General features: G+C 64.5%; 21 protein-coding genes. 8 read left to right on the plus strand and 13 right to left on the minus strand.

Translation table 11 applies throughout. The features are described 5' to 3' along the window. Positions 1–137 precede the first annotated feature (137 nt). The 7 genes from ACF8C6_RS07875 to ACF8C6_RS07905 all read left to right on the plus strand — a co-directional run bounded on the left by ACF8C6_RS07875 (position 138) and on the right by ACF8C6_RS07905 (position 11,656). Entirely contained in the window at positions 138–1,472 is a 1,335-nt protein-coding gene (locus tag ACF8C6_RS07875) for an imelysin family protein (protein ID WP_392498770.1), read from the plus strand. Positions 1,473–1,701: 229 nt separating this feature from the next. After that, positions 1,702–3,114 (plus strand): di-heme oxidoredictase family protein, encoded by a 1,413-nt coding sequence (locus tag ACF8C6_RS07880; protein WP_392498771.1) that lies wholly within the window; start codon positions 1,702–1,704, stop codon positions 3,112–3,114. A gap of 10 nt (positions 3,115–3,124) precedes the next feature. Then, positions 3,125–4,186: an imelysin family protein gene (locus tag ACF8C6_RS07885; protein WP_392498772.1), complete on the plus strand. Its 1,062-nt coding sequence runs from the start codon at positions 3,125–3,127 to the stop codon at positions 4,184–4,186. Then, on the plus strand, positions 4,187–5,281 hold the full coding sequence (locus ACF8C6_RS07890) for a DUF1513 domain-containing protein (protein WP_392498773.1): 1,095 nt from the start codon (positions 4,187–4,189) through the stop codon (positions 5,279–5,281). It begins immediately after the preceding gene. A 286-nt stretch (positions 5,282–5,567) separates the two neighbouring features. Then, positions 5,568–7,193, plus strand: coding sequence for a methyl-accepting chemotaxis protein (locus ACF8C6_RS07895; protein ID WP_392498774.1), 1,626 nt, complete (start codon positions 5,568–5,570; stop codon positions 7,191–7,193). Between the two features lie 200 nt (positions 7,194–7,393). Beyond that, positions 7,394–8,527, plus strand: coding sequence for an efflux RND transporter periplasmic adaptor subunit (locus tag ACF8C6_RS07900; protein ID WP_392498775.1), 1,134 nt, complete (start codon positions 7,394–7,396; stop codon positions 8,525–8,527). Between the two features lie 81 nt (positions 8,528–8,608). Further along, positions 8,609–11,656: a multidrug efflux RND transporter permease subunit gene (locus ACF8C6_RS07905; RefSeq protein ID WP_392498776.1), complete on the plus strand. Its 3,048-nt coding sequence runs from the start codon at positions 8,609–8,611 to the stop codon at positions 11,654–11,656. Positions 11,657–11,713: 57 nt separating this feature from the next. Here the strand turns inward: ACF8C6_RS07905 and ACF8C6_RS07910 are convergent, their stop codons facing one another. From ACF8C6_RS07910 to ACF8C6_RS07945, 8 genes are all read right to left on the minus strand, one after another. Next, entirely contained in the window at positions 11,714–11,950 is a 237-nt protein-coding gene (locus ACF8C6_RS07910; protein ID WP_392498777.1) for a hypothetical protein, read from the minus strand. Beyond that, the gene (locus ACF8C6_RS07915; protein ID WP_392498778.1) at positions 11,950–12,621 is read right to left on the minus strand and encodes a lipopolysaccharide kinase InaA family protein; all 672 of its coding nucleotides are present in this window, start codon (positions 12,619–12,621) and stop codon (positions 11,950–11,952) included. Before ACF8C6_RS07915 ends, ACF8C6_RS07910 begins: the two co-directional genes overlap by 1 nt. 176 nt (positions 12,622–12,797) lie before the next feature. Then, the gene (locus tag ACF8C6_RS07920; protein WP_392498779.1) at positions 12,798–14,069 is read right to left on the minus strand and encodes a sensor histidine kinase; all 1,272 of its coding nucleotides are present in this window, start codon (positions 14,067–14,069) and stop codon (positions 12,798–12,800) included. Beyond that, the gene (locus ACF8C6_RS07925) at positions 14,059–14,742 is read right to left on the minus strand and encodes a response regulator transcription factor (protein WP_277688406.1); all 684 of its coding nucleotides are present in this window, start codon (positions 14,740–14,742) and stop codon (positions 14,059–14,061) included. Before ACF8C6_RS07925 ends, ACF8C6_RS07920 begins: the two co-directional genes overlap by 11 nt. Before the next feature lie 163 nt (positions 14,743–14,905). Then, positions 14,906–16,546: a chaperonin GroEL gene (gene groL, locus ACF8C6_RS07930; RefSeq protein WP_277688405.1), complete on the minus strand. Its 1,641-nt coding sequence runs from the start codon at positions 16,544–16,546 to the stop codon at positions 14,906–14,908. Positions 16,547–16,591: 45 nt separating this feature from the next. Beyond that, positions 16,592–16,885, minus strand: a complete 294-nt coding sequence (locus ACF8C6_RS07935; RefSeq protein ID WP_277688404.1) for a co-chaperone GroES — start codon at positions 16,883–16,885, stop codon at positions 16,592–16,594. Between the two features lie 211 nt (positions 16,886–17,096). Next, on the minus strand, positions 17,097–17,546 hold the full coding sequence (locus ACF8C6_RS07940; protein WP_392498780.1) for an FxsA family protein: 450 nt from the start codon (positions 17,544–17,546) through the stop codon (positions 17,097–17,099). A 63-nt stretch (positions 17,547–17,609) separates the two neighbouring features. Then, positions 17,610–18,341, minus strand: coding sequence for a HugZ family protein (locus ACF8C6_RS07945; RefSeq protein ID WP_392498781.1), 732 nt, complete (start codon positions 18,339–18,341; stop codon positions 17,610–17,612). A gap of 107 nt (positions 18,342–18,448) precedes the next feature. Here ACF8C6_RS07945 and ACF8C6_RS07950 point away from each other — a divergent pair, with 107 nt between their 5' ends. Then, positions 18,449–19,207 (plus strand): SDR family oxidoreductase, encoded by a 759-nt coding sequence (locus ACF8C6_RS07950; protein WP_068828194.1) that lies wholly within the window; start codon positions 18,449–18,451, stop codon positions 19,205–19,207. A gap of 185 nt (positions 19,208–19,392) precedes the next feature. On the opposite strand, the gene ACF8C6_RS07955 is transcribed toward ACF8C6_RS07950, so the two are convergent. The 5 genes from ACF8C6_RS07955 to ACF8C6_RS07975 all read right to left on the minus strand — a co-directional run bounded on the left by ACF8C6_RS07955 (position 19,393) and on the right by ACF8C6_RS07975 (position 24,209). Continuing rightward, positions 19,393–20,280 carry a ChaN family lipoprotein gene (locus ACF8C6_RS07955; protein ID WP_392498782.1) on the minus strand — a complete coding sequence of 296 codons (888 nt, stop codon included), beginning with the start codon at positions 20,278–20,280 and terminating at the stop codon, positions 19,393–19,395. Between the two features lie 174 nt (positions 20,281–20,454). Continuing rightward, positions 20,455–21,222, minus strand: coding sequence for a heme ABC transporter ATP-binding protein (locus ACF8C6_RS07960; protein ID WP_392498783.1), 768 nt, complete (start codon positions 21,220–21,222; stop codon positions 20,455–20,457). Continuing rightward, positions 21,222–22,205 (minus strand): FecCD family ABC transporter permease, encoded by a 984-nt coding sequence (locus ACF8C6_RS07965; protein ID WP_392498906.1) that lies wholly within the window; start codon positions 22,203–22,205, stop codon positions 21,222–21,224. Before ACF8C6_RS07965 ends, ACF8C6_RS07960 begins: the two co-directional genes overlap by 1 nt. Before the next feature lie 50 nt (positions 22,206–22,255). Further along, on the minus strand, positions 22,256–23,143 hold the full coding sequence (locus tag ACF8C6_RS07970; RefSeq protein WP_392498784.1) for a hemin ABC transporter substrate-binding protein: 888 nt from the start codon (positions 23,141–23,143) through the stop codon (positions 22,256–22,258). A 1-nt stretch (position 23,144) separates the two neighbouring features. Continuing rightward, positions 23,145–24,209, minus strand: coding sequence for a hemin-degrading factor (locus ACF8C6_RS07975; protein WP_392498785.1), 1,065 nt, complete (start codon positions 24,207–24,209; stop codon positions 23,145–23,147). Positions 24,210–24,240: the final 31 nt, after the last annotated feature.

The raw sequence follows: 24,240 nt of genomic DNA on the forward strand, positions 1-24,240 counted from the left end.
CGGCATTCTAACGAGCGCAGCACAGGCGTCCAGCGCAGTGCCAAGCGGAAAACGTCTTTGCATTTAATGCAAATCTTTCGCATCATTACTGCTGTTTATCTCATGCCTTCCAACACTAGAAAGCAAAGGACTCCGCTATGACTCGCATGCCCCTGGCTACCGCCAGCTTGCTGGCACTCGCCATTTCCCTCGCCGGCTGCGGTGACGACAAGAAAGAGGCCGCCGCATCGCAGGCGGCTGCTCCAGCCGCAGCCGCCGCTGCCGCCGCGCCGGCTAAAGTCGCGGATGCCGAAGCCAAAGCGGTTGTCACTCATTACGCCGACCTGGCCCTGGCCGTGTTCAGCGATGCCGCCAGCACCGGCAAGCAGCTGCAGGCCGCCGTCGACGCCCTGCTGGCCAACCCCAGCGCAGAGACCCTGAACGCCGCCAAACAGGCCTGGCTGGCTGCTCGAGTGCCCTACATGCAGACCGAAGTATTCCGCTTCGGCAATGCCGTGGTCGACGACTGGGAAGGCCAGCTGAACGCCTGGCCACTGGACGAAGGCCTGATCGACTACGTGGCCAAGGACTACCAGCACGCCCTGGGCAACCCGGGTGCCAGCGCCAACATCATCGCCAACACCGAGATTCAGGTTGGCGAAGACAAGGTCGACGTCAGCGAGATCACCGGCGAGAAGCTGGCCGAGCTGAACGAACTGGGCGGCTCGGAAGCCAACGTCGCCACCGGCTACCACGCCATCGAGTTCCTGCTCTGGGGCCAGGATCTGCATGGCACCGCTGCCGGCGCCGGCGAGCGCCCATACACCGACTACCTGACCGGTGAAGGCGCCACTGGCGAGCACAACGAGCGTCGCCGCGCCTACCTGAAGGCCGCTACCGACCTGCTGGTCGCCGACCTCGACAGCATGGTCGAGCAGTGGAAAGCCGGTGTTGCCGGCAACTACCGCGCCACCCTGGAAGCCGAACCGGCCGAGAACGGCCTGCGCAAGATGCTGTTCGGCATGGGCAGCCTGTCGCTCGGCGAACTGGCTGGCGAGCGCATGAAAGTCGCGCTGGAAGCCAACTCCACCGAAGACGAGCACGACTGCTTCAGCGACAACACCCACAACTCGCACTTCTACAACGGCAAAGGCATCCGCAACGTCTACCTGGGCGAGTACAAGAAGGTCGACGGCACCACCCTGAGCGGCCCGAGCCTGTCCTCGCTGGTGGCCAAGACCGACGCCGCGACCGACACCACCCTCAAGGCCGACCTTGCCGATACCGAGGCCAAGCTGCAGGTACTGGTCGACAGCGCCGAGAAGGACAACGTGCACTTCGACCAACTGATCGCCGCCGACAACACCGCCGGCCAGCAGAAGGTTCGTGATGCCATCGCCGCCCTGGTCAAGCAGACCGGCGCCATCGAGAAGGCCTCCGCCGCGCTGGGCATCAGCGACCTGAACCCGGACACCGCCGATCACCAGTTCTGATACCCGCAGAGCTGTCCAGGACGGATGCGCCCACAAGGTGCATCCGTTTTTTTATGGCCCGCCATCCCTGACGCCCCCCTCGGTCCGTCGCTATGCGACGTTAAGAATGGCTCTCGGCAATTCTTGTAGCCGCGACAATCTGGCCAAGACACAAACGCTAATTGCTCTTATTTGACATCCATTAGCCTGCTAAGATTGCCCACCTGTTCGATTGCCCTGGTTCGTGCCAATGCCTTCCCCGTTGCGCCTCTGCCTTCTGCCGCTGGTTTTCGCCCTGGCAGCCTGCGAGCGCACACCGCCGCCCGCCGAGCCCGGCGAGGCGCTGTCCGCAGGCAGCACCACGGTGCGCCAGGCTGACCACAACGCCTTCTCCCTGCCTTCCGCCAACCTCGCCCCGTCACGGCGCCTGGACTTCAGCGTGGGCAATAGCTTCTTCCGCAACCCCTGGGTCATCGCGCCGTCCACCACCACGGCGCGCGACGGCCTCGGGCCGCTGTTCAACACCAACGCCTGTCAGAACTGCCATATCAAGGACGGCCGCGGCCACCCGCCCGCCCCCGACGCCATCAGCGCCGCCTCGCTGCTGGTGCGCCTGTCGATCCCCGGTGACGACTCGCCAGCCCACGCAGCCCTGCGCCAACGCCTGGGCGTGGTGCCCGAGCCGGTGTACGGCGGCCAGTTGCAGGACATGAGCAACCCCGGCCATGCCCCCGAAGGCAAGGTGCGCTTCAGCTACCAGCCGGTGACGGTGCGCTTTGCCGATGGCACCCAGGTCGAACTGCGCAAACCGCTACTGCAGATCAGCAACCTCGGCTACGGTGCGATGCAGGCCGACACCCTGTTCTCCGCCCGCGTCGCACCACCGATGATCGGCCTGGGGCTGCTGGAGGCGATTCCCGAGAGCGCCATTCTGGCCAATGCCGACCCGGATGATCGCGATGGTGACGGCATTCGCGGCATGGCCAACCGGGTCTGGGACGACGCTCGCGGTGAAACCGTACTCGGCCGCTTCGGCTGGAAGGCCGGCCAGCCCAGCCTCAACCAGCAGAATGCCCACGCCTTCGCTGGCGACATGGGCCTGACCACCAGCCTGCTGCCCCGTGACGATTGCAGCGAGGCGCAAGCCCTCTGCCGCAGCACACCCGATGGCGGCAGCCCGGAAGTCAGCGACAACATCCTCGCCGCTGTGCTGTTCTACAGTCGCAACCTGGCCGTGCCAGCCCGGCGCAACGTGGACGATCTGGAAGTACGCCGCGGCAAGCAGCTGTTCATGGACGCCGGCTGCCAGAAATGCCACACCCCCAGCTTCGTCACCGCCGCCAATGCTGCCGAGCCGGAACTGGCCGAACAGACCATCCGCCCCTATACCGATATGCTGCTGCACGATATGGGCGAAGGCCTGGCCGACAACCGTCCGGAATTCCTCGCCAGCGGCCGCCAATGGCGTACCGCGCCGCTGTGGGGGATCGGCCTGACTGAAACGGTCAACGGCCACACCCAGTTCCTGCATGACGGCCGTGCACGCAACTTGCTGGAAGCCATTCTCTGGCACGGTGGCGAGGCGGAAAGCGCCAAACAGGCCATCCTCGACTTCGATGTCAGTGAGCGCAGCGCGCTGCTGGCCTTCCTCAACTCCCTGTAAGGAGACCGGCATGATCCGCTCGCCCTTCGCCATTACGCTGCTTGCTCTCGGCCTCAGCGCCTGCAGCCAGCCCGATCCCCAGCAACGCGTCAGCGCCGCCCTGGCCGAAGGCGTCATGCTGCCGGCCTACAGCGCCTGGCAGCAATCGAGCCAGCAACTGGCTGACAGCGCCAAGGCCTATTGCGATGGCAGCCAGGACCTGGGCGTGGCGCAACAGGCCTTTCTCGCCGACGTCAGCAGCTGGGCTGCCCTGCAGCCGCTGCTGTTAGGCCCGCTGGCCGAGGGCAACCGCGCCTGGCAGGTACAGTTCTGGCCGGACAAGAAGAACCTGGTGCAGCGTCAGGTCGAGGCACTGCTCAAAAGCAAACCGCAGCTGAGCCAGGCGGATGTGGAAAAAGCCAGCGTCGTGGTCCAGGGCCTCACTGCCTATGAATACGTACTGTTCGATGCGGGTGTCGACCTGTCCGACGCGGCGCAGAAGAGCCGCTATTGCCCGCTGCTGACCGCCATCGGCGAGCATCAGGTACAGCTGTCCAGCGATATCCTCCAGCAGTGGCAGGCCGAAGGCGGCATGCGCGCCCAGCTCAGTGAATTCCCCAACGCTCGCTACGCCGAGGCCCCCGAGGCCATGGCCGAGCTGCTGCGTGCTCAGGTCAGCGCCATCGACGGCCTGAAGAAAAAGCTCGGCACGGCCCTCGGCCGTCAGAGCAAAGGCGTACCGCAGCCTTATCAGGCCGAGTTCTGGCGCAGCAGCGCCAGCCTGGCCAGCCTCGCGGCCACCCTGAGCAGCGCCGAGCGTATCTGGCTGGGGGCCAATCAGGATGGCGTGCGCGCCCTGCTCGCCGACGACCAGGTCGAGCTGGCCAAGCGCATCGACCAGCAGTACAGCGCTACCCGCCAGCAGCTAGCGGCCCTGCAACGCCCGCTCGGCGAACTGCTGGCCGACGAAATCGGCCGCAGCGAGCTGAATGCCTTCTACGACAACCTGAACACTCTGCATCGCCTGCACGAGAGCGAGCTGGCCAAGGTGCTCGGCATCCAGCTGGGCTTCAATGCTCACGATGGTGACTGAATGAAGCGCAGAGCTTTCCTGGGGCTCGGCAGCCTGGCCCTGGCCGGTGGTGCACTGGGCGGCTGGCAACTGATCGGCCGAGGCACACACACCATGCTGCTGTCGGCCCGTGATGACGCCGACGGCAACCATTACGCCGTGGGCTACCGCCTGGACGGCAGCCAGGTCTTCGCCACCCGGGTGAACGAGCGTTGCCATGACGTGGTGCCGCACCCGCACCTGCCCCTGGCGGTGTTCGTCGGTCGCCGGCCAAGCCGCGAGAGCTACTTGATCGACACCCGTGACGGCCGCTTGCTACAGACCCTCGCTTCGCCCGCCGAGCGCCATTTCTATGGCCATGGCGTCTTCCACAAGAGCGGCGACTGGTTCTACGCCACCGAGAACGACACCGCCGAACCGGGCCGTGGCGTACTCGGCGTCTACCACCTGCGCAACAACCAGCTGCAGCGCACGGACGAGCACAGCACGCACGGCATCGGCCCGCACCAGTTGCTCTGGCTGCCGGGTGGCGAAGCACTGGTAGTGGCCAATGGCGGCATTCGCACCGAGGCCGACAGCCGGGTAATGATGAACCTCGATGCCATGGAACCGAGCCTGGTACTGATGCACCGCGACGGGCGCCTGATCAGCAAGGAGCAGCTACCCGAGCAGATGAACAGCGTGCGCCACCTGGCCGTGGCCGCCGACGGGACCGTGGTATCCGGCCAGCAGTACGAAGGCGAGCCGCTGGACAAGGTGCCGCTGCTGGCGATCAAGCGCCCCGGCCAGCCGTTCCAGCCGTTCCCCCTGGGCGAAGCGCAGCGCGCGGCGATGAGCCAGTACACCGCCAGCCTGGCCATCCACGACGACCTGCGCCTGCTGGCGCTGACCGCGCCGCGTGGCAATCGCTTCTTCATCTGGAACCTGGACAGCACCGAACTGTTGCTCGACGTACCGCTGCCGGACTGTGCCGGCGTCGGCGCGGTAGCCGACGGTTTCGTCGTCACCTCGGGCCAGGGCCGCTGTCGCCTGTACCACTGCCGTGGCGAGCACATCATCGCCGAAGCGCTCGAACTGCCCGCCGGGCTGTGGGATAACCATCTGCGCCTGGCCTGACCGAGCGAAATACAACTGCAACAAAACCGTCATCTTCGCCCGACATAATCCTGTAACAAACGTCCCTGCGCAGCCAATCGGCTGCGCGGCGGCGCCCGGGCGCAATCACGGCCAAAGGCCATCTCGCCGCTGCCGACCTATACTCAACGGCACGTCACTTTCGCTGCGGGCAGCTGCTTCTGGCCTCTAGCGACAACGACGCCGCAGCACCGCCTGATAGGGATATCCGCAGTTCCGGCACTCACCCGAGTGCCGGGTGCCATTACTCCTCGAAGAGGCGTTCCCCATGTTCCTGCAGAAATCCCTGCGCGCGCAGATCCTCACCCTGCTCGGCGGCAGCCTGGCGCTGATCCTGATCACTGCCCTGGCCTGCTTCAGCTTCCTGTCCAGCGGTATGCGCGACTATCGCGGCCTGCTCGATGGCCCACTGCAGGCCGCCCGCCTGATCGATGTCGCCAACGTCGAATTCAAGATCCAGGTGCAGGAATGGAAGAACGTCCTGCTACGCGGCCAGGACAGCGAGAACCTGAACAAATACTGGGCGCAGTTCGAGGCCCAGGAGCGCAAGGTGCAGGACACCCTCGGCGAGCTGGTCAGCCTGGCCGGCGAGAATGCCCAGCTGAAAAGCCAGGTCGAGCGCCTGCGCAGCGAGCACCAGACCCTCGGTGCCAACTACCGCAAAGGTCGTGACGCCTTCGTCGCCGCCAACGGCGATGCCAAGGCCGGCGATGCCGCCGTCAAGGGCATCGACCGCGCCACCAGCGAGCAGATGAGCGCCCTGGTCGACCAACTGCGCAGCCAGAGCCTGGAGCAAGCCGCACAGATCAACAGCAGCGCCGAACGTACCATCACCCTCGGCACCCTGATCATGCTGGCGGCTGCGACGGTGATCGGTCTGTTCAGCCTGTGGCTGGTCAATAACAACCTGATCATCCCGATCCGCCACCTGATCAGCCATGTCGACCAACTCAGCCACGGCCGTTTCGACCAGCGTGTCGAGGTCAAACGCCAAGACGAACTGGGCATGCTCGCAAGGGCCGCCAACACCCTGCGCGACTTCCTCGCCAGCACCACCGACAGCCTGCGCCACAGCACCGGCAACCTGGACAACGCCAGCGGCGAACTGAACCAGATCGCCACGCGCATGACCCTGGGCATCAACGAGCAGTTCGAGCGCACCGATCAGGTCGCCACCGCCATGCACGAGATGTCCGCCACGGCCCAGGAAGTGGCTCGCCACGCCGCCGAAGCGGCTCATGCCGCGGACGATGCCGACCACTCGGCACGTCAGGGTGGCAAGGTCATGGAATCAACCATCCAGACCATCACCGGCATGCGCAGCGAGATCGCCAGCACCGCCGAGGTGATCCGCCGCCTGGAAGCCGACAGCGGACGCATCGGCAAGGTGCTGGAAGTGATCCGTGGTATCGCCGAGCAAACCAACCTGCTGGCGCTCAACGCTGCCATCGAGGCCGCCCGTGCCGGCGAGCAGGGACGCGGCTTCGCCGTGGTCGCCGACGAGGTGCGCCACCTGGCACAGCGCACCGCCGAATCCACCGCCGAGATCAACCAGATCATCGACACCGTGCAGACCGGCGCGCTGAACGCCGTGCGCGCCATCGAGAGCGGGCAGAACCGCAGTGAGGAAGGCGTGACCCAGGTCACCGAGGCCGGCGCCATGCTTGAACGCATCACCGGCGCGGTCGAAGCCATCCGCGACATGAACCGGCAGATCGCCACCGCCGCCGAGGAACAGACGTCAGTGGCCGAAGACATCTCGCGCAACCTCACCGAGATCACCGCCATCGCCAGTTCCAACCAGGAGAACGTCGAGCGCACCCAGGCCGCCAGCCAGAACCTGCGAGGCCTGTCCGGCGAGCTCAACGAAGTCACCCGACGCCTGGGTTCCTGAGCGGGCGCAAGGCCAGGCAGGGCAAGCACAATGGCTGCAGAAAATGCAGCCATTGGCGCTTTTCGCGCAACAAGTCGTCGTAAAATTGCGCACTAGAAACCTTTTGCATATGGGTTTTTTTGACTTGATCGTCAGGCGGTACTAACGTGCCCGCTTCGCCTATTCCCAGGCCCCCAATTGCCCTGCCAAGGAACCGGAATATGTTGCTCCGCCGCATGCTGATCATGCTGGGCGTAGTCGTCCTCGTGGTACTCGCCCTCGCCGCCTACAAAGGCTTCTCCATCTATCAGCAGATCCAGATGTTCTCGGCCCCGCAGCCGGCCATCAGCGTGTCTGCCGCGATTGCCGAAGAGCAGCCCTGGCAGAAACGCCTGCCGGCCATCGGCACGCTCAAGGCCTTTCAGGGCATCGATCTGACTGCCGAAGTCGTAGGCACGGTCGAATCGGTACTGTTCCAGTCCGGCGAAAAAGTCAGCCTGGGCCAACCTCTACTGCAGCTGGACAGCAAGGTCGAACAGGCCATCCTCACCACCGCCGAAGCGGTGCGTGCTCTTGCGCGGGTCGAGTATCAGCGCGGCCAGGACCTGATCAAGCGCCAGGCCATTTCCAAGAGCGAGTTCGACCGGCTCAACGCCGAACTGCTCAAGGCCGAGGCCAGCGTCACCCAGCTCAAGGCCGAACTGGATAAGAAGCGCATCGTCGCCCCTTTCGCCGGCACCATCGGCATTCGCCAGGTAGACACCGGCGACTACCTGAGCCCCGGTAACCCCTTCGCCACCCTGCAGGATTTGTCCAGGCTGTACGTCGACTTCTTCCTGCCCGAACAGGACTACCCCTTACTGGCCATCGGTCAGAAAGTGCGCATCAGTGTGGCGGCGTATCCGGGCAAGGTGTTCGAGGGCGAAATCAACGCACTCAACCCCAAGGTCGAGGAAACCACCCGCAACGTGCAGGTACGCGCCATGCTACCGAACCCGGACAACAAGCTGCTGCCGGGCATGTTCGCCAACCTGGAAGTGCTGTTGCCGGGCAGCACGCCACAGGTGCTTGTCCCTGAAACCGCCATCACCTACACCCTCTACGGCAACTCGGTCTACGTGATCGGCGAGCAGAAGGATGAGCAAGGTCAGGTAGTGAAGGACGAGCAGGGCCAGGTACAGCTGAGCGTCGAGCGCCGCTTCGTCGAGACCGGCGAGCGCCGCGATGGCCAGGTGCTGGTGCTCAAGGGCCTCAAGGCTGGCGAGCAGGTCGTCACCGCCGGCCAGCTCAAACTGGACAACGGCGCCCATATCAAGGTGGTCGACGACCCGGCGCTGGCCAGCAAGCCCGAGTAATCGCCGCGAGAGCCCGCCGGCAACCTGACGGGCTCCATTCGCTGATGCACAGGCCGCCCCGCGGCAGCCAAGGAAATCGTTATGGCTTTTACAGATCCCTTTATCCGTCGCCCGGTGCTGGCGACCGTGGTCAGCCTGCTGATCATCCTGCTGGGCCTGCAGGCCTTCAGCAAACTGGTGATCCGCCAGTACCCGCAGATGGAAAACGCCCTGATCACGGTCAGCACCGCCTACCCCGGCGCCAACGCCGAAACCATCCAGGGCTACATCACCCAGCCGCTGCAGCAGAGCCTGGCCAGCGCCGAAGGCATCGACTACATGACCTCGTCGAGCCAGCAGAACCTGTCAGTGATTTCCATCTATGCGCGCATCGGTGCCGACAGCGACCGCCTGTTCACCGAGCTGCTGGCCAAGGCCAACGAGGTGAAGAACCAGCTGCCGCAGGACGCCGAAGACCCGGTGCTGTCCAAGGAAGCGGCCGATGCCTCGGCACTGATGTACGTCAGCTTCTACAGCGACGAGCTGTCCAACCCGCAGATTACCGACTACCTGTCCCGCGTCATCCAACCCAAGCTGGCCACCCTGCCCGGTATGGCCGAGGCCGAGATCCTCGGCAACCAGGTGTTCGCCATGCGCCTGTGGCTGGACCCGGTGAAGATGGCTGCCTACGGTATCAGCGCCGTGGACGTGACCAACGCCGTGCAGCGCTACAACTTCCTCGCCGCCGCCGGCGAAGTGAAGGGCCAGTACGTGGTCACCAGTATCAATGCCAGCACCGACCTCAAGTCGGCCGAGGCCTTCGCCGCCATTCCGGTAAAGACCGACGGCGACAGTCGCGTGTTGGTGCGCGACATCGCCCGGGTGGAAATGGGCGCGGCCAACTACGACTCGATCAGCTCCTTCGACGGCATTCCCTCGGTATACATCGCGATCAAGGGCACACCCAGCGCCAACCCGCTGGACGTGATCAAGCATGTGCGCGCCGCCCTGCCGGAACTGGAAGCCCAGCTGCCACCCAACCTGAAAGTCTCCATCGCCTACGACGCCACCGAGTTCATCCGCGCCTCCATCGAGGAAGTGATCAAAACCCTGGGCGAGGCGGTGCTGATCGTCGTCGTCGTGGTGTTCCTGTTCCTCGGCGCCTTCCGCTCAGTGCTGATTCCGGTCATCACCATCCCGCTGTCGATGATCGGCGTGCTGTTCTTCATGCAGCTGATGGGCTACTCGATCAACCTGCTGACCCTGCTGGCCATGGTGCTGGCCATCGGTCTGGTGGTGGACGACGCCATTGTGGTGGTGGAAAACATCCACCGCCATATCGAGGAGGGCAAGACGCCGTTCGACGCCGCCATTGAGGGCGCCCGCGAGATCGCCATCCCGGTGGTGTCGATGACCATCACCCTGGCCGCGGTGTACGCCCCCATCGGCTTCCTCGAGGGTCTGACCGGCGCGCTGTTCAAGGAGTTCGCCCTGACCCTGGCCGGCGCGGTAATCATCTCCGGCATCGTCGCCCTGACCCTGTCGCCGATGATGTGCTCGCGCCTGCTGCGCCACGAGGAGAACCCCACGGGTCTGGCACACAAGCTCGACCAGATTTTCGACAAGCTCAAGCGGCGCTATCAGAAGGCACTGCACGGCACCCTGGAAACCCGTCCGGTAGTACTGGTATTCGGGGTAATCGTCATGTGCCTGATCCCGGTACTGCTGAGTTTCAGCAAGAACGAGCTGGCGCCGGACGAAGACCAGGGCATCGTGTTCCTGTTCACCAACGCGCCGCAGCCGACCAACCTCAATTACCTGAACGCCTACACCGACCAGTTCGTGGACATCTTCAAAGAGTTCCCCGAGTACTACTCGTCCTTCCAGATCAACGGTTTTAGTGGCGTACAGTCCGGTATCGGCGGTTTCCTGCTGCAGCCCTGGAGCGAGCGTGAGCGCACGCAGATGGAACTGCTGCCCATCGTGCAGGAACGTCTGAACGACATCCCCGGCCTGCAGATCTTCGGCTTCAACCTGCCGGCCCTGCCCGGCACCGGTGAGGGCCTGCCGTTCCAGTTCGTGGTCAACACGCCGAACGACTACGAATCACTGCTGCAAGTCGCGGAGCGGATCAAGACACGCGCCATGGAGTCCGGCAAGTTTGCCTTCCTCAACGTCGACCTGGCCTTCGACAAGCCCGAAGTGGTGGTCGATATCGACCGCGCCAAGGCCGCCCAGATGGGCGTGTCCATGCAGGACCTGGGCGCCACCCTGGCCATTCTGCTCGGCGAAGGCGAGATCAACCGCTTCACCATCGACGGGCGCAGCTACAAGGTGATCGCCCAGGTCGAGCGCGCCTACCGCGACAATCCGGGCTGGCTGAGCAACTACTACGTCAAAAGTGAAAGCGGACAGATGGTGCCGCTGGGCACGCTGATCAGCGTCAGTGACCGCGCCCGGCCGACCAAGCTCAAGCAGTTCCAGCAGCTCAACTCGGCCATTGTCGAGGGTGTGCCGATCGTCAGCATGGGTGAGGCGGCCGAGACCATCGCCCAGATCGCGCGCGAGGAAGCTCCGCGCGGCTTTACCTTCGACTATGCCGGCGCCACCCGCCAGTATGTGCAGGAGGGCAGCGCGCTGTACGTCACCTTCGGCCTGGCCCTGGCCATCATCTTCCTGGTGCTGGCGGCGCAGTTCGAGAGCTTCCGCGACCCACTGGTGATCCTGGTCACCGTGCCGCTGTCGATCTGCGGCGCGCTGATCCCGATCTTCCTCGGCTTCTCCAGCATGAACATCTACACCCAGGTGGGCCTGGTGACGCTGATCGGCCTGATCAGCAAGCACGGCATCCTGATCGTCGAGTTCGCCAACCAGCTGCGCCGCGACAAGGGCATGAGCATCCGCGAAGCGATCGAGGAAGCTGCCTCTATCCGCCTGCGCCCGGTGCTGATGACCACGGCGGCCATGGTCTTCGGCATGGTGCCGCTGATCCTTGCCAGCGGTGCCGGCGCGGTGAGCCGCTTCGATATCGGCCTGGTGATTGCCACCGGCATGAGTGTCGGCACGCTGTTCACCCTGTTCGTGCTGCCCTGTGTCTACACCCTGCTGGCCAAGCCGGACCAGGCGCCGGCCACAGCGCCCGCGCACTGAGGCCGAGCAACAAAAAGCCCCGCAAATGCGGGGCTTTTTGTTGGTCCATCCGTTGTTCTACTGCTCGCCTTTCATGGCCTGATTCAGACCGAACATCAATAGCAGCAGGTTGTCGCTGTCGGCCTCGACCGGCGTAACGCCGGCATGATGCTTGGAGACCGCCGGACAGGCTTGCTCGGCACAGTGCTTGTCATCCAGTACGCGCGGGGCCGGCTCCTGCCAGGCTGCGGCGGCCAGCGCGGTCACGCTGAGCGCGCCTACGAGGAACAAACCTCGAGCGATTTCTAGCTTCATCACAGTAACCTCTTGATAGTGCTGCCAAACACCTGTTCGTAACCGTAGCCCACCTGCTGCCACTCCAGCGCACTCCACGACGAATGGCGCCGTAACTGACGCAGGTCGTGACGTGCCGCGGCCCGGCGAGTCCAGCGGCGGCGGCTCTTCTCCAGATCGAGCAGCGCCACATCCAGCGCGTCGTCGGTCACTTTCACGAACACATGCTTGGCATACAGGCAGCCATGCTGCCAGCGGGCCAAGTTCATGCGGGCCAGCATCGCACCAATGCGTTGCAACAGCTGGTTATGCCGAGCAGGGTCGATCTGCTCACGGCCACCCGCGGCATACCAGCTCTCGATATCCTGAAAGCCTTCGAGTTCGGCACTGATCAGCAAGCCGCGCCACCCCTCGACGCTGCGCTCGGTACCGCAATAGACGATCTGCGGCACACGCACGCCGTGTCGATCGAGAGCGAGCAGGGCCTTGCGCTCACGCAGCACGGTCGGGCAACCGAACGGATGGCGCAAGCTGCGGTAGATATGTCCCACCTGGCGCTTGGCGTAATAGACGCTGCCGTCTTCCTGCTGCAGACGCTGCACGCCGCTCTCCCCACCACGCCTGCGATTGGGCTCCTCCACCCAATCGCCTTGGCGCTGCCACCACTGCTCGAACTGGCCAGCTAGATTCATCTGTTTCTCCGCTCTATAACCCGACTGGGTTTACCTTGCTTCTGCTCCCGGTCACCCTGGGTAACACGGTAACCCGCGCTCCCATCCACAACGCCTCTGGCTCAAGGGCGTGAGCGGTGCAGGGTATTAACCAAAAGCTACCAGCAAGTTGCATACCGCCAATCATCATCAGCCTTTCATTTGGCCAAATTGACTTCAAAACGACAGCCACGCGGCACAGCATCTGCCAGTTCCACACTCCAGCCCTGGCTTTCACAGATGCGCTGCACCAGGGACAGACCGAGGCCAAGCCCCTCCCCCCGCGCCGCGCCGCCACGCACGAAAGGCTGAAACATCGCCTCGCGCTCCGCGGCGGGAATCCCCACACCCGTGTCCTCGACCACAAAGCCACTGCCCCCCAGGCGTAGCTCGATCCGTCCCTGCTCGGTGTAATGCCAGGCGTTGCGTAGCAGGTTGCCCAATACCGAGCGCAGCAGCGGACCGTTATAGGTTTGCTGGCCGCCGTCTGCCGGCTGGTAGTCAAACACCAGGCCCTTGCTTTCGATCAGCGGACGCCATTGCTCGACCAACCCATCGGCAATCTCGCGCAAACCCGCTTGCGACTCCGCAGCGACGCCATCAGCAGTCGAACGCGCCAGCAGGAGAAAGGTTTGCACCAGTTCGCGCATCTCTTCACATGCACGAGCAATGCGTTGCACCTGAGTGCGGCTACGCGCGCTCAGTTCCGGGCTTTCCAGCAACAGCTCACAGGAGCTGGCGACGACCATCAACGGCGTACGCAGTTCATGACTGACATCGCTGGTGAACAGCCGCTCACGCATCAGCGCGCGGCGCAGCAGTCCCAGCGTGATATCGAAGGAAGCGGCCAGACGCCCTACTTCGTCCTCGGCATAATCCGGCGCCAACTGCGGAGCCCGCTCGAGCAGTTGATCCGGATGGCCGACTTGGCCCGACAACCGCACCACGGGCTCGATCACCTTGCGCGCCAGCAACCAGCCAAGCAGGCCGGACAACCCCAGGCTGAGCAGGAAGCCCACCAGCACTACGGCAAACAGCAGCTGCTCGCGTTCCTCGAACTCGCTCTGATCCTCCATCAGCACATAGCGCCGGCCGTCGACCAGATGCACATAGGCATAATAGGAATGGTTGTCGCGAAACAACTCGCTGAAACCAGGCGGCAGGTTTTGCAGATCCTCGCTCAACGCGAAGTCGCCACGCCCCCCGGAAAAGTGGAACAGCTGTGAAGGTTCCGGACGATGCCGCCATTCATCGATACTCTCCATCTTCAGCAGACGATCGAGGTCGCCGCCCAGCTCGGAGGAAATCAGCCGTTCTTCGACCAGATGCACGGTTTCGACGATGCCGATGGCGAACGTACCGCCCACCAGCGCCGTCATCAGCACGAAAGCGATGACAATGCGCCGCGACAGGCTTTGCTTAAACTCCATCGCCACCCTCGACCAGACGGTAGCCGACACCGTGCACGGTCTGCAGCAAAGCACTGGGGAAAGGCTTGTCGATCACCTGGCGCAACTGATGCACATGGCTGCGCAGGCTGTCGCTGTCGGGGCAATCGTCGCCCCATAGCGCCTCTTCCAGCACATCACGGCGCACCACGTGAGGGCTTTTCTGCATCAACAGCGCGAGCAGCTTGAGCCCCACGGGATTGAGCTTGAGCGCCTTGCCCGCGCGGACAATCTCCAGGGTGTCGAGGTCATAGCTCAGGTCGCCCACCTGCAGCAGACGCTTGCCAGCGCCCAGACTACGGCGCAATACGGCCTCAATGCGTGCGGCCAGCTCGGACAGCGCGAAGGGCTTGACCAAATAGTCGTCAGCCCCCGACTTGAAGCCCTGCAGCCGATCATCCAGCTGGTCGCGGGCGGTGAGCATGATCACCGGGGTATTGCTGCGCGCCTCCTCACGCAGGCGCTTGCACAGGGTGTAGCCATCGATACCCGGCAGCATGATGTCCAGCACCAGCAGGTCATAGTGTTGAGTCGTGGCCAGGTGCAGGCCGGATAGGCCATCCTGGGCGCAGTCCACCGTATAGCCCTTGATCTGCAGGTAGTCGGCCATGTTGGCCAGAATGTCGCGGTTATCCTCGACCAGGAGGAGGCGCATGGTCGTCGTTCTCGTTGCCTGATGCCGGCAAAGATAACCCGCAGTCACCGCGCATTGGCGAGTAATGACAGATTTTTCACATTCGCCAGCACCTCGAATCACGCCCATGAAAAAGCCCCGCACGAGGCGGGGCTTTTTCTGACAGCTCAGGGAGCAGGTCGGCTTACATCATGCCGCCCATGCCGCCCATGCCACCCATGTCCGGCATGGCCGGAGCAGCCTTGTCTTCCGGAATGTCGGCGACCATGGCTTCGGTGGTGATCATCAGACCGCCGATGGAGGCCGCAGCCTGCAGGGCGGAACGAGTGACCTTGGCCGGGTCCAGGATGCCCATCTCGATCATGTCACCGTAGGTGTCGGTGGCAGCGTTGAAGCCGAAGTTGCCGGCACCCGCCTTGACCTTGTCGACCACGACGCTCGGCTCGCCGCCGGCGTTGGAAACGATCTGACGCAGCGGCGCTTCAACCGCGCGACGCAGCAGGGCGATACCGACGTTCTGGTCTTCGTTGTCGCCTTTCAGGCCTTCGATGGCCTGCAGAGCACGAACCAGAGCCACGCCACCGCCAGGTACCACACCTTCTTCCACGGCAGCACGGGTCGCGTGCAGGGCGTCTTCAACGCGGGCCTTCTTCTCTTTCATCTCGACTTCGGTGGCAGCGCCAACCTTGATCACGGCAACACCGCCAGCCAGCTTGGCCAGACGCTCTTGCAGCTTCTCTTTGTCGTAGTCGGAAGAGGTTTCTTCAACCTGCTTGCGGATCTGCGCAACGCGGGCTTCGATGTCAGCCTGAGCGCCAGCACCGTCGATGATGGTGGTGTTTTCCTTGCTCAGCTGAACGCGCTTGGCGTTACCCAGGTGCTCCAGAGTGGCGCCTTCCAGGGACAGGCCGACTTCCTCGGAAATCACGGTACCACCGGTCAGGATGGCGATGTCCTGCAGCATGGCCTTGCGACGGTCGCCGAAGCCAGGAGCCTTGACGGCAGCGACTTTGACGATGCCACGCATGTTGTTCACGACCAGGGTGGCCAGGGCTTCGCCTTCCACGTCCTCGGCAACGATCAGCAGCGGACGACCGGCCTTGGCAACGGCTTCCAGCACCGGCAGCAGCTCACGGATGTTGCTGATCTTCTTGTCGACCAGCAGCAGCAGCGGGCTTTCCAGCTCGGCGACCATGGTGTCCGGCTTGTTGATGAAGTACGGCGACAGGTAGCCGCGGTCGAACTGCATGCCTTCTACGACGGACAGTTCGTTTTCCAGGCCAGAGCCTTCTTCAACGGTGATCACGCCTTCCTTGCCGACCTTTTCCATGGCTTCGGCAATGATGTTGCCGATGGAGTCGTCGGAGTTGGCGGAGATGGTGCCGACCTGGGCGATGGCCTTGGTGTCAGCGCACGGCTTGGACAGTTCCTTGATCTGGGCAACGATGGCCGCGGTGGCCTTGTCGATGCCGCGCTTCAGGTCCATCGGGTTCATGCCAGCGGCAACCGATTTCAGACCTTCGTTGACGATGGCCTGGGCCAGAACGGTCGCAGTGGTGGTGCCGTCACCGGCAGCGTCGTTGGCCTTGGAAGCAACGTCCTTGACCAGCTGAGCGCCCATGTTTTCGAACTTGTCTTTCAGCTCGATTTCCTTGGCAACGGATACGCCGTCCTTAGTGATCAGCGGAGCACCGAAGCTGCGATCCAGCACCACGTTACGGCCTTTCGGGCCGAGGGTGGCTTTGACGGCGTCGGCCAGGACGTTGACGCCAACCAGCATTTTCTTACGAGCGGAATCGCCGAATTTGACTTCTTTAGCAGCCATTTTGCTTGTTCCTCAATTCTTGAATTAGACGGGGATTCGCGAGAATCAGGCTTCGATGACAGCGAGGATTTCGTTCTCGCCCATCACCAGCAGGTCTTCGCCGTCGACCTTGACGGTGTTGCTGCCGCTGTACGGGCCGAACACCACTTTGTCACCGACCTTGACGGCCAGGGCGCGGACTTCGCCGTTTTCCAGAACCTTGCCAGCGCCGACAGCGACGATCACACCCTGATTCGGCTTCTCGGCAGCCGAACCCGGCAGCACGATGCCACCGGCGGTTTTGGTCTCTTCTTCGCTACGACGGATTACGACGCGGTCGTGCAGAGGACGAAGCTTCATTGTCGATCACTCCTGATAGTGGTTTCACTGGCCGGCGACTGCGCCGGCGGGTTAGGCAAAAACCGGCTTGAGGCCGGGCGCGCCTCGCCGACGGCAAGACGCGAAAGTCTGTTCTGTCGCACAACGCGACAGAAACCTTGCGGTGATCGCTAGATAAGGGCGTTCAAGCGCTTTTCAAGGCCGCGGGCGAAATTTTTTACGCGCCGCGCACTCAATCGCGACGCTGATACTCGCCTTCGATCACATGGGGATGGGTCTGGCCGCTACGGGCCTGGGGATCATCGAAGAAAGCACGCTGACGCAGCGCCTGTTCCTGGGCACGGCGTTGCAGCTTGCCAATCATCAGGCGACGGGTGAACGGAAACAGACAAAGCAGGCCGAAGATGTCGCTGATAAAGCCCGGCAGCAGCAGCAAGCCGCCACCCACGGCAATCAGCAGGCCCTCGAACATCTCCTGCTCAGGCATCTCGCCGCGGGCCAGCTTCTCGCGGGCACGCCAGGCAGTGGCCACACCGGCCACGCGCAGCAGCACGCTACCCAGCACGGCCGAGCCGATGACCAGCAGCAGGGTGGGCAGAACGCCGATGGCGCTGCCGACCTGAATCAGCACGGCCAGTTCGAGGATGGGGAACAGCAAAAAGAGAAACAGAAAAGCGCGCATTGCAGGGTCCTTGGCGGAAGAACGGCTTCCGGTAACGATGAAGTATGGGGGGCGGCGCTTAATTCAAGCTGAAGCCTGCCCAACGGTCGGCCAGGCATCGCTGCGAGCCAGCTGTACCAGGGCCTGACGCACCGCCCCCGGGTTGTTACAGGATGTTGGAAAGGCCAGCCAATACAGCGCTTTGCCGATGCGCAGGTGGAAGCCCTCACTGTCGATGCCGACCAACTGCGCCGGCTCGTGCCGGGGCAACCCGGCCAACGCGACATAGTGGGCGATGGCACTGGCGTGTTCGTCATTCATGTGCTCGACCATGCTGCGCTCGGCCTCGCCGGCATGCGGATTGGCCAGGGTGACCTCCGCCAGCCAGTGAATGGCGCCGAAACCGCCGATATAACGGCTGCGTACCGGTTTCAAGTGCCAAAAGTCGAAGTCATGGGTGCGGTGGTAGTCACGCGCCTCAGGGAAGTAGCGGTAGTAACGCGCCGCAGCAGCCTCGACGGCGCCTCGCTCCTCTAACTGCTCTGCCTCGGCCAGAATGGTCAAGCGCCCAGCGGCCTGAACATCCTCGGCACCCCGCTCGCCCACCAGCAACGAGCATTTGTTGTCCTTCTGCAGGTTATGGGTGTGCTGAGCTATACGGCTGATGAGGATCAGCGGCCAGCCCCGTTCATCCAGGCAATAGGGCACCACTGATCCAAAAGGGAAGCCCTGTAGCACTTTGGAGTGAGTGGAAAGCACCCCGTGGTATTCCTTGAGCAGCAATTCTCGGGCATGCTTTGCGGCTGTTTCGCTCAATTTATGACTCCTCGCTGAGAATCCGTCGAAAATGAAACGGATCGGCGCCCTGCACAGCCAGCTGAAGCGCGGGCGAGGCCACCTGTAAGACCTTGAGGGGTAGTGTTATGGAACTCAAAGACAAAGTCATCATCATCACCGGTGGCTGCCAGGGCCTGGGCCGTGCCATGGGCGAATACCTGGCCGCCAAGGGCGCCAAGCTGGCGCTGGTCGACCTCAACCAGGAAAAACTCGATGAAGCCGTAGCCGCCTGCAAGGCCGCTGGCGGTGACGCCCGCGCTTACCTGTGCAACGTCGCCAATGAAGAGCAGGTGACCCACATGGTTGCCCAGGTGGCCGAGGACTTCGGCGCCATCAACGGCCTGGTCAATAACGCCGGCATCCTGCGTGACGGCCTGACCATCAAGGTCAAGGACGGCGAGCTGAGCAAGATGAGCCTGGCCCAGTGGCAGTCGGTGATCGACGTTAACCTGACCGGCGTGTTCCTCTGCACCCGCGAAGTCGCCGCCAAGATGATCGAGCTGAAGAACCAGGGCGCCATCATCAACATCTCCTCCATCTCCCGCGCCGGCAACATCGGCCAGGCCAACTACTCCGCAGCCAAGGCCGGTGTCGCTGCCGACACCGTGGTCTGGGCCAAGGAGCTGGCGCGCTACGGCATCCGCGTAGCGGGCGTGGCGCCGGGCTTCATCGAGACCGAGATGACCGGCAGCATGAAGCCGGAAGCCCTGGAGAAGATGACCGCCGGCATTCCGCTGCGCCGCATGGGCAAGCCGGCCGAGATCGCCCACTCGGTGGCCTACATCATGGAGAACGACTACTACACCGGTCGGATCCTCGAACTCGACGGCGGCCTGCGCCTGTAACTTGGGTTTCGATCTGCTGCGCGTCGGCCTGGCGTTGTTGGAGAAGGGCCTCAGGCTGCTCATTTACACTCGGTAAACTCCGCGCCCTCGGCCCTTCTCCGCCTAGCCTGGCTCTAGCTCGCGAGATCGATTCTTCAGCCCGTAAAAAAGCCCCGCAATGCGGGGCTTTTTGTTTTCTGCGACGGTTACTTCTTGCGCAGCTTGGCGCAGTGATCCTCCGGCGCATTGGCGGCGGTGTACCAGACGTAATCGGCGCTGCCGGCGGCCGGCTGCTTGCCGACTTCGGCGAGGATCAGCACCAGGTTGCCTTCGCCGGCACCGAGGTCGGCCAGGTGCAGCGGCACACCCAGGTCCTTGCGCACATGGAAGGCACCGGCCAACAGCATGGCCGGCTGCGGCGCGGCGAGCAGGCGCTCAGCCATGCGCCGGTCGCGCTGCTGCTGCATGGCGAGCATGGCGGGAATCTGGCTGTCCGGCAGCAGGCCGCAGTGGGACTCGCGAATGTCGTCCTGCAGTTTTTCCTGCACCGCCGATGCGGTGGAAGCCGAGCCTTGCAGGGTCGGACGCGCCTGGTAGATCTGCATGATCTCGGCGCGGTCCAGGTTGGCCGACAGCAGCGGATAGGGCTGGCGCAACTGGTAGTTCACCAGCGCACCATATAAGCCCCAGTCCCAGCCCGGCTGCCAGGCCAGCGCAGCAAAAGCGTCGGTCGGCGGCTGCCCGGCACGAGTCTCGGCCTGCGCCTGTTCAACCCTGGCCTGCTGGTCGGGGTTGAGCATCTCCAGCAGCACGCTGCCCTGCGGACGCTGCGCCGCCAGCTCGCGCGACAGCCATAGCTGCAGCGCATGGTGGTCGGGATTGTCATGCTGTTCGCCGACCAGCACGCGCGGAGCCTTGGCCAGGCGCTTGATCAGTTGTTCAGGGGTGATGCGTGCACCGCTGGCCAGGTCGATGATCTGGCCCAGCTCGGCGTGGGCGCGCCCCTCGGGGGCGATGGGCGCCGGAGGCGGCAGTACGCCGCGGGACTGGCAGGCGGCCAGTAGAGAGATGCAGCAGAGCAGAAAAATGCGCATGCGGTTTCCTTGTGGAAAAGTCCCCTCTCGAGTTTACGGGGAAACGCCTAGTTGAGAGCGCCAGGGGGAGGCCCAGCCCTCTCCCCCTCTCCCACAAGCGGGAAAGGAGGGTTCATTTGGCCGTAGCCCGGATGCAATCCGGGGCAGCCCATCCCGGATTGCATCCGGGCTACCTCAGCGCGCAATGATCAGCGGGTGGCCACGCTCCGGATGACGCTGGATCAGCACATCGAGGCCAAACACCTGGCGCAGCGGTTCGGCCTGCAACACCTCATCGGGGCTGCCGAGGGCATGTGGCCGGCCGTTCTGCAGCAACAGGATGCGGTCGCAGTAACGCGCCGCCAGGTTGAGATCATGCAGGATCACCAGCACCGCCGCGCCCTGGCCAGCGAAGTCGCGCACGGCCTGCAGCGTGGTGTGCTGGTGCAGCGGATCGAGCGCCGAGGTCGGCTCGTCGAGCAGCAGCACCTGCCCCGCCCCACCCGGCCACAGCTGCGCCAGCACCCGCGCCAGGTGCACGCGCTGGCGCTCGCCACCGGACAGCGCCAGATAGCTGCGCCCGCGCAGGTGTTCGGCGTCGGCCGCCTGTAGCGCGGCCTCGACGATCTCGGCATCGCGCACGCGGCCGCTGTCATGAGGCAGGCGGCCCATGGCAACCACCTCCTGCACCGGGAAGGCAAAACTCAGGGTCGAACTCTGCGGCAGCACGGCCAGGCGTCGCGCGCGCTCCTGACCGGGCCAGGCGTCGAGCCCCCGCTCGTCGAGCGTCACACGGCCCTCGCTGGGCGCCAGCTCGCCGCACAGGGCGCCGAGCAGGGTGCTCTTGCCGGCACCGTTGGGGCCGAGTACGCCGAGCACTTCACCAGGCTGCAAGGCCAGGTCGATACCTGACAGCACGGTGCAGGGTCCGCGACGGACGCTGAGGTTATCTGCACGCAGCATCAGGCACGCCCCCGAACCAACAGATAAAGGAAGAACGGCGCGCCGATCAGCGCCGTGACGATGCCGATCGGCAGCTCCGCCGGCGCCAGCACCAGGCGCGCCGCCAGGTCGGCCAGCAGCAACAGGCTGGCCCCAGCCAACAGGGACGCCGGCAGCAGCACGCGATGGTCCGGGCCGACCAGCAGGCGCATGAGGTGCGGCACCACCAGACCGATGAAGCCGATCAGACCGGCCGCCGCGACCGCCGCGCCAACACCCAGCGCCGTGCACAGCACCAGCTCCAGCTTGATCCGCTCGACATTGAAGCCCAGGTGACGCGCCTCGGACTCACCGAGCAGCAGCGCATTGAGCGCCGAAGCCCGCCGCGGCAGCCAGAGGGCGATGCCGAGGGTGATCAGCAGCAGCGGCCACAGCCGCGGATAGCTGGCGCCATTGAGGCTGCCGAGGTTCCAGAAGGTCAGGCTGCGCAGGGTGGCGTCGTCGGCCAGGTAGGTGAACAGGCCGACACCGGCGCCGGACATGGCGGTCAGCGCCACCCCGGCCAAGAGCATGGTGGCGACGTTGGTCTGCCCGTCGCGCCGGCCGAAGCGATAGACCACCGCAGTCACGATCAGGCCGCCGCCGAAGGCGCAAAACGACAACAAATAAGGTGCAATGGCCGGCGGCAGGCCACCGACCAGACTGCCGCCGACGATGGCGATGGCCGCACCGAGCGCCGCACCGCCGGCGACACCGACCAGGCCGGGGTCGGCCAGCGGGTTGCGGAACAGGCCCTGCATGGCGACACCGGACAGCGCCAGTACGATGCCCACGCACAGCCCCAGCAGGCTGCGCGGCAGGCGGATCTGGCCGAGAATCAGCTCGGCCTGCTGCAGGCCCTCGCCATCGATGGGCAGGCCCGTCAGACGCAGCGCCGCCAGCAGGGTGTCGCCCAGCGGCAGGCTAACCGGCCCGAGGGCCAGCGACAGCCAGAAGGCGAGCAGCAGGAGAGCGCCCATTGCCAACAACAATGGGCGGGGGCGGAAAACAGGAGTCATCGGTCGCGTTTGGCCGTCAGTGCGTGCTCGGAAGGATAAAAGGCTGCCGACAGATCGGCCAGCCCTTCAGGTAGACGCGGGCCAAGACCGCCGACCAGCAGGGTCGGGTCGAGGCTCAACAGGCGGCCCTCACGCGCGGCGCTGGTCTGCCGCAGCACCGGGTTATGCTGTAGCAGCGCCTGGCGCGCCTCCTCGCCCTGCAGGCTACGGTCGGCGAAGATCACCACTTGCGGGTCCATGGCCAGCAGCGCCTCATTGGAGATCGGCTTATAGCCGCTGTGCTCGATACGGCTCTCGCCACCGGCCCGTTCAATCAGCCACACCGCCAGGCTGTCCTTGCCCGCTGCCATCACGCTGCTGCCGGCATGGCCAAGCAGCATCAGCACCCTCGGTGCCTTTTGCTGGGTGCGCGCTTCGGCCACCCAATCGGCCTGCTGCTGCAGCGCAGCGCGGTAGGCGGCCATCTGCTCGCGCGCCTTTTCCGCAGTGCCCAGCAGTTCGCCCAAACGCAGCACGTTATGTTCCAGGGTATCCAGATCCGGCTTGGCCGAGAGGGTCTCGACCACGATACCAGCGGCCTTGAGCTGTGCAATCACCGGCGGCGGGCCCATTTCCTCGCTGCCGATGAGGATATCCGGGCGCAGCGCCAGCACGCCCTCGGCGGACAGCGCGCGCTGGTAGCCGACACTCGGCAACGCGCGCAGGGTCTGCGGGTGCAGGCTGGTGGTGTCGACGCCAACCAGCTTGCCCTCGCCTCCGAGGCGCACCACCCATTCGCTCAGCGAGCCGCCGGAGCTGACCCAGCGCTGCGGCAGCTCGGCCGCCGCCGCGCCGTGGCTGAACAGCAGGCTGCCACACAGCAGGAGAAACTTGGACAGGCGCATCTCAGGCCTCCAGGGCAGCGAAGGATTCGGCCAGCTCACGCCACTCGACCAGCTCCGGCACACCCGGCTTGCGCGCACCGAACAGCTGTACGACCAGCTCACCCTCGGCATCGAAGGCCTCGTAGCTGGTGATGATGCCGTCGCTGCTCGGCTTGCGCACACGCCACAGCTCGACCACGCCCGGGGTCTTCAGGTGCAGGTTGAACTCGGGGTCGAGCACGTTGAACCAGTCGCCCACCCAGCGCAGGTTGCTCACGGTGCCGGAGTGGATCTGGATGCAGTGCGGGTTGCCGACAAAGACCATGATCGGCACCTGACGGCTACCGGCTTCTTCCAGCAGCCTGGGCAGCTCGGCGGTGGCCAGCGGCTCGGCCCACTCGCGACCGGCCAGACGCAGGGCCTGAGTACGCGCAACGGCGTGGCGCTTGAGCAGGGCGAAGAAGTGGTGGGTGTCCTTCAGCTCGGCCCAGTCGGCGCGCAAGGCGACGGCATCCACCTCGGCGTCGGCGCGCGGCGCCTTGCGCTCGGCCAGCGGCTGCAGGTCCAGCTCGGCGCTTTGCTCTTCGGCGCGGAAGCGTTCGACCAGCGGCGCCCAGGCCGCCTCCTCGCTCTTGTCGGTCAGGTAAACCTTGTGCACGGCGGTGCCCTGGCGATCGAAGATCTGGATGCTGCGCTGCACGCCACGCTCGGTGGTCTCGGCCACGGCGAACACGCTGGCCCATTGGCTCATGAACAGGCGCAGGTCGATGTCGGGAGAAACCACCAGGCCCATGGCGCCGTTGGCGCTGACCGAGACCTCGCGGTAGTAGCCCTTGCGCTCGTGCACGCAATGCTCGTTACGGGTCAGCGCCATGATGTAACCCAGCTCGCCGAGGGCCGGCAGCAGCTCGGCCCAGTCGGTGCGCAGGCGTACGGCATCCACGCCGAGGCGGCTGGCGGTCAGTTCGGCCTCGCTGACGCCCAGACGGGCGGCAGCGTCGCGGGCGCGCAGGCCGGCTTGCTCGGTGCGCAGCTGTTGCCAGCGCTGATACAGGGGAGAAACGGTCGCGTGGGTGGCGATATTCATGAATGACCTCGAGTTGGCTAGATGACGGCTG

Source organism: Pseudomonas sp. zbq_18 (assembly GCF_043102245.1).
In the GTDB taxonomy this organism is placed as follows: domain Bacteria; phylum Pseudomonadota; class Gammaproteobacteria; order Pseudomonadales; family Pseudomonadaceae; genus Aquipseudomonas.

Bases quoted from the DNA above. Each gene is read 5' to 3' on its own strand.
- ACF8C6_RS07875 (WP_392498770.1), top strand. From the start codon at position 138: ATGACTCGCATGCCCCTGGCTACCGCCAGCTTGCTGGCACTCGCCATT.
- ACF8C6_RS07880 (WP_392498771.1), top strand. From the start codon at position 1,702: ATGCCTTCCCCGTTGCGCCTCTGCCTTCTGCCGCTGGTTTTCGCCCTG.
- ACF8C6_RS07885 (WP_392498772.1), top strand. From the start codon at position 3,125: ATGATCCGCTCGCCCTTCGCCATTACGCTGCTTGCTCTCGGCCTCAGC.
- ACF8C6_RS07890 (WP_392498773.1), top strand. From the start codon at position 4,187: ATGAAGCGCAGAGCTTTCCTGGGGCTCGGCAGCCTGGCCCTGGCCGGT.
- ACF8C6_RS07895 (WP_392498774.1), top strand. From the start codon at position 5,568: ATGTTCCTGCAGAAATCCCTGCGCGCGCAGATCCTCACCCTGCTCGGC.
- ACF8C6_RS07900 (WP_392498775.1), top strand. From the start codon at position 7,394: ATGTTGCTCCGCCGCATGCTGATCATGCTGGGCGTAGTCGTCCTCGTG.
- ACF8C6_RS07905 (WP_392498776.1), top strand. From the start codon at position 8,609: ATGGCTTTTACAGATCCCTTTATCCGTCGCCCGGTGCTGGCGACCGTG.
- ACF8C6_RS07910 (WP_392498777.1), bottom strand. From the start codon at position 11,950: ATGAAGCTAGAAATCGCTCGAGGTTTGTTCCTCGTAGGCGCGCTCAGC.
- ACF8C6_RS07915 (WP_392498778.1), bottom strand. From the start codon at position 12,621: ATGAATCTAGCTGGCCAGTTCGAGCAGTGGTGGCAGCGCCAAGGCGAT.
- ACF8C6_RS07920 (WP_392498779.1), bottom strand. From the start codon at position 14,069: ATGGAGTTTAAGCAAAGCCTGTCGCGGCGCATTGTCATCGCTTTCGTG.
- ACF8C6_RS07925 (WP_277688406.1), bottom strand. From the start codon at position 14,742: ATGCGCCTCCTCCTGGTCGAGGATAACCGCGACATTCTGGCCAACATG.
- groL (WP_277688405.1), bottom strand. From the start codon at position 16,546: ATGGCTGCTAAAGAAGTCAAATTCGGCGATTCCGCTCGTAAGAAAATG.
- ACF8C6_RS07935 (WP_277688404.1), bottom strand. From the start codon at position 16,885: ATGAAGCTTCGTCCTCTGCACGACCGCGTCGTAATCCGTCGTAGCGAA.
- ACF8C6_RS07940 (WP_392498780.1), bottom strand. From the start codon at position 17,546: ATGCGCGCTTTTCTGTTTCTCTTTTTGCTGTTCCCCATCCTCGAACTG.
- ACF8C6_RS07950 (WP_068828194.1), top strand. From the start codon at position 18,449: ATGGAACTCAAAGACAAAGTCATCATCATCACCGGTGGCTGCCAGGGC.
- ACF8C6_RS07955 (WP_392498782.1), bottom strand. From the start codon at position 20,280: ATGCGCATTTTTCTGCTCTGCTGCATCTCTCTACTGGCCGCCTGCCAG.
- ACF8C6_RS07960 (WP_392498783.1), bottom strand. From the start codon at position 21,222: ATGCTGCGTGCAGATAACCTCAGCGTCCGTCGCGGACCCTGCACCGTG.
- ACF8C6_RS07970 (WP_392498784.1), bottom strand. From the start codon at position 23,143: ATGCGCCTGTCCAAGTTTCTCCTGCTGTGTGGCAGCCTGCTGTTCAGC.
- ACF8C6_RS07975 (WP_392498785.1), bottom strand. From the start codon at position 24,209: ATGAATATCGCCACCCACGCGACCGTTTCTCCCCTGTATCAGCGCTGG.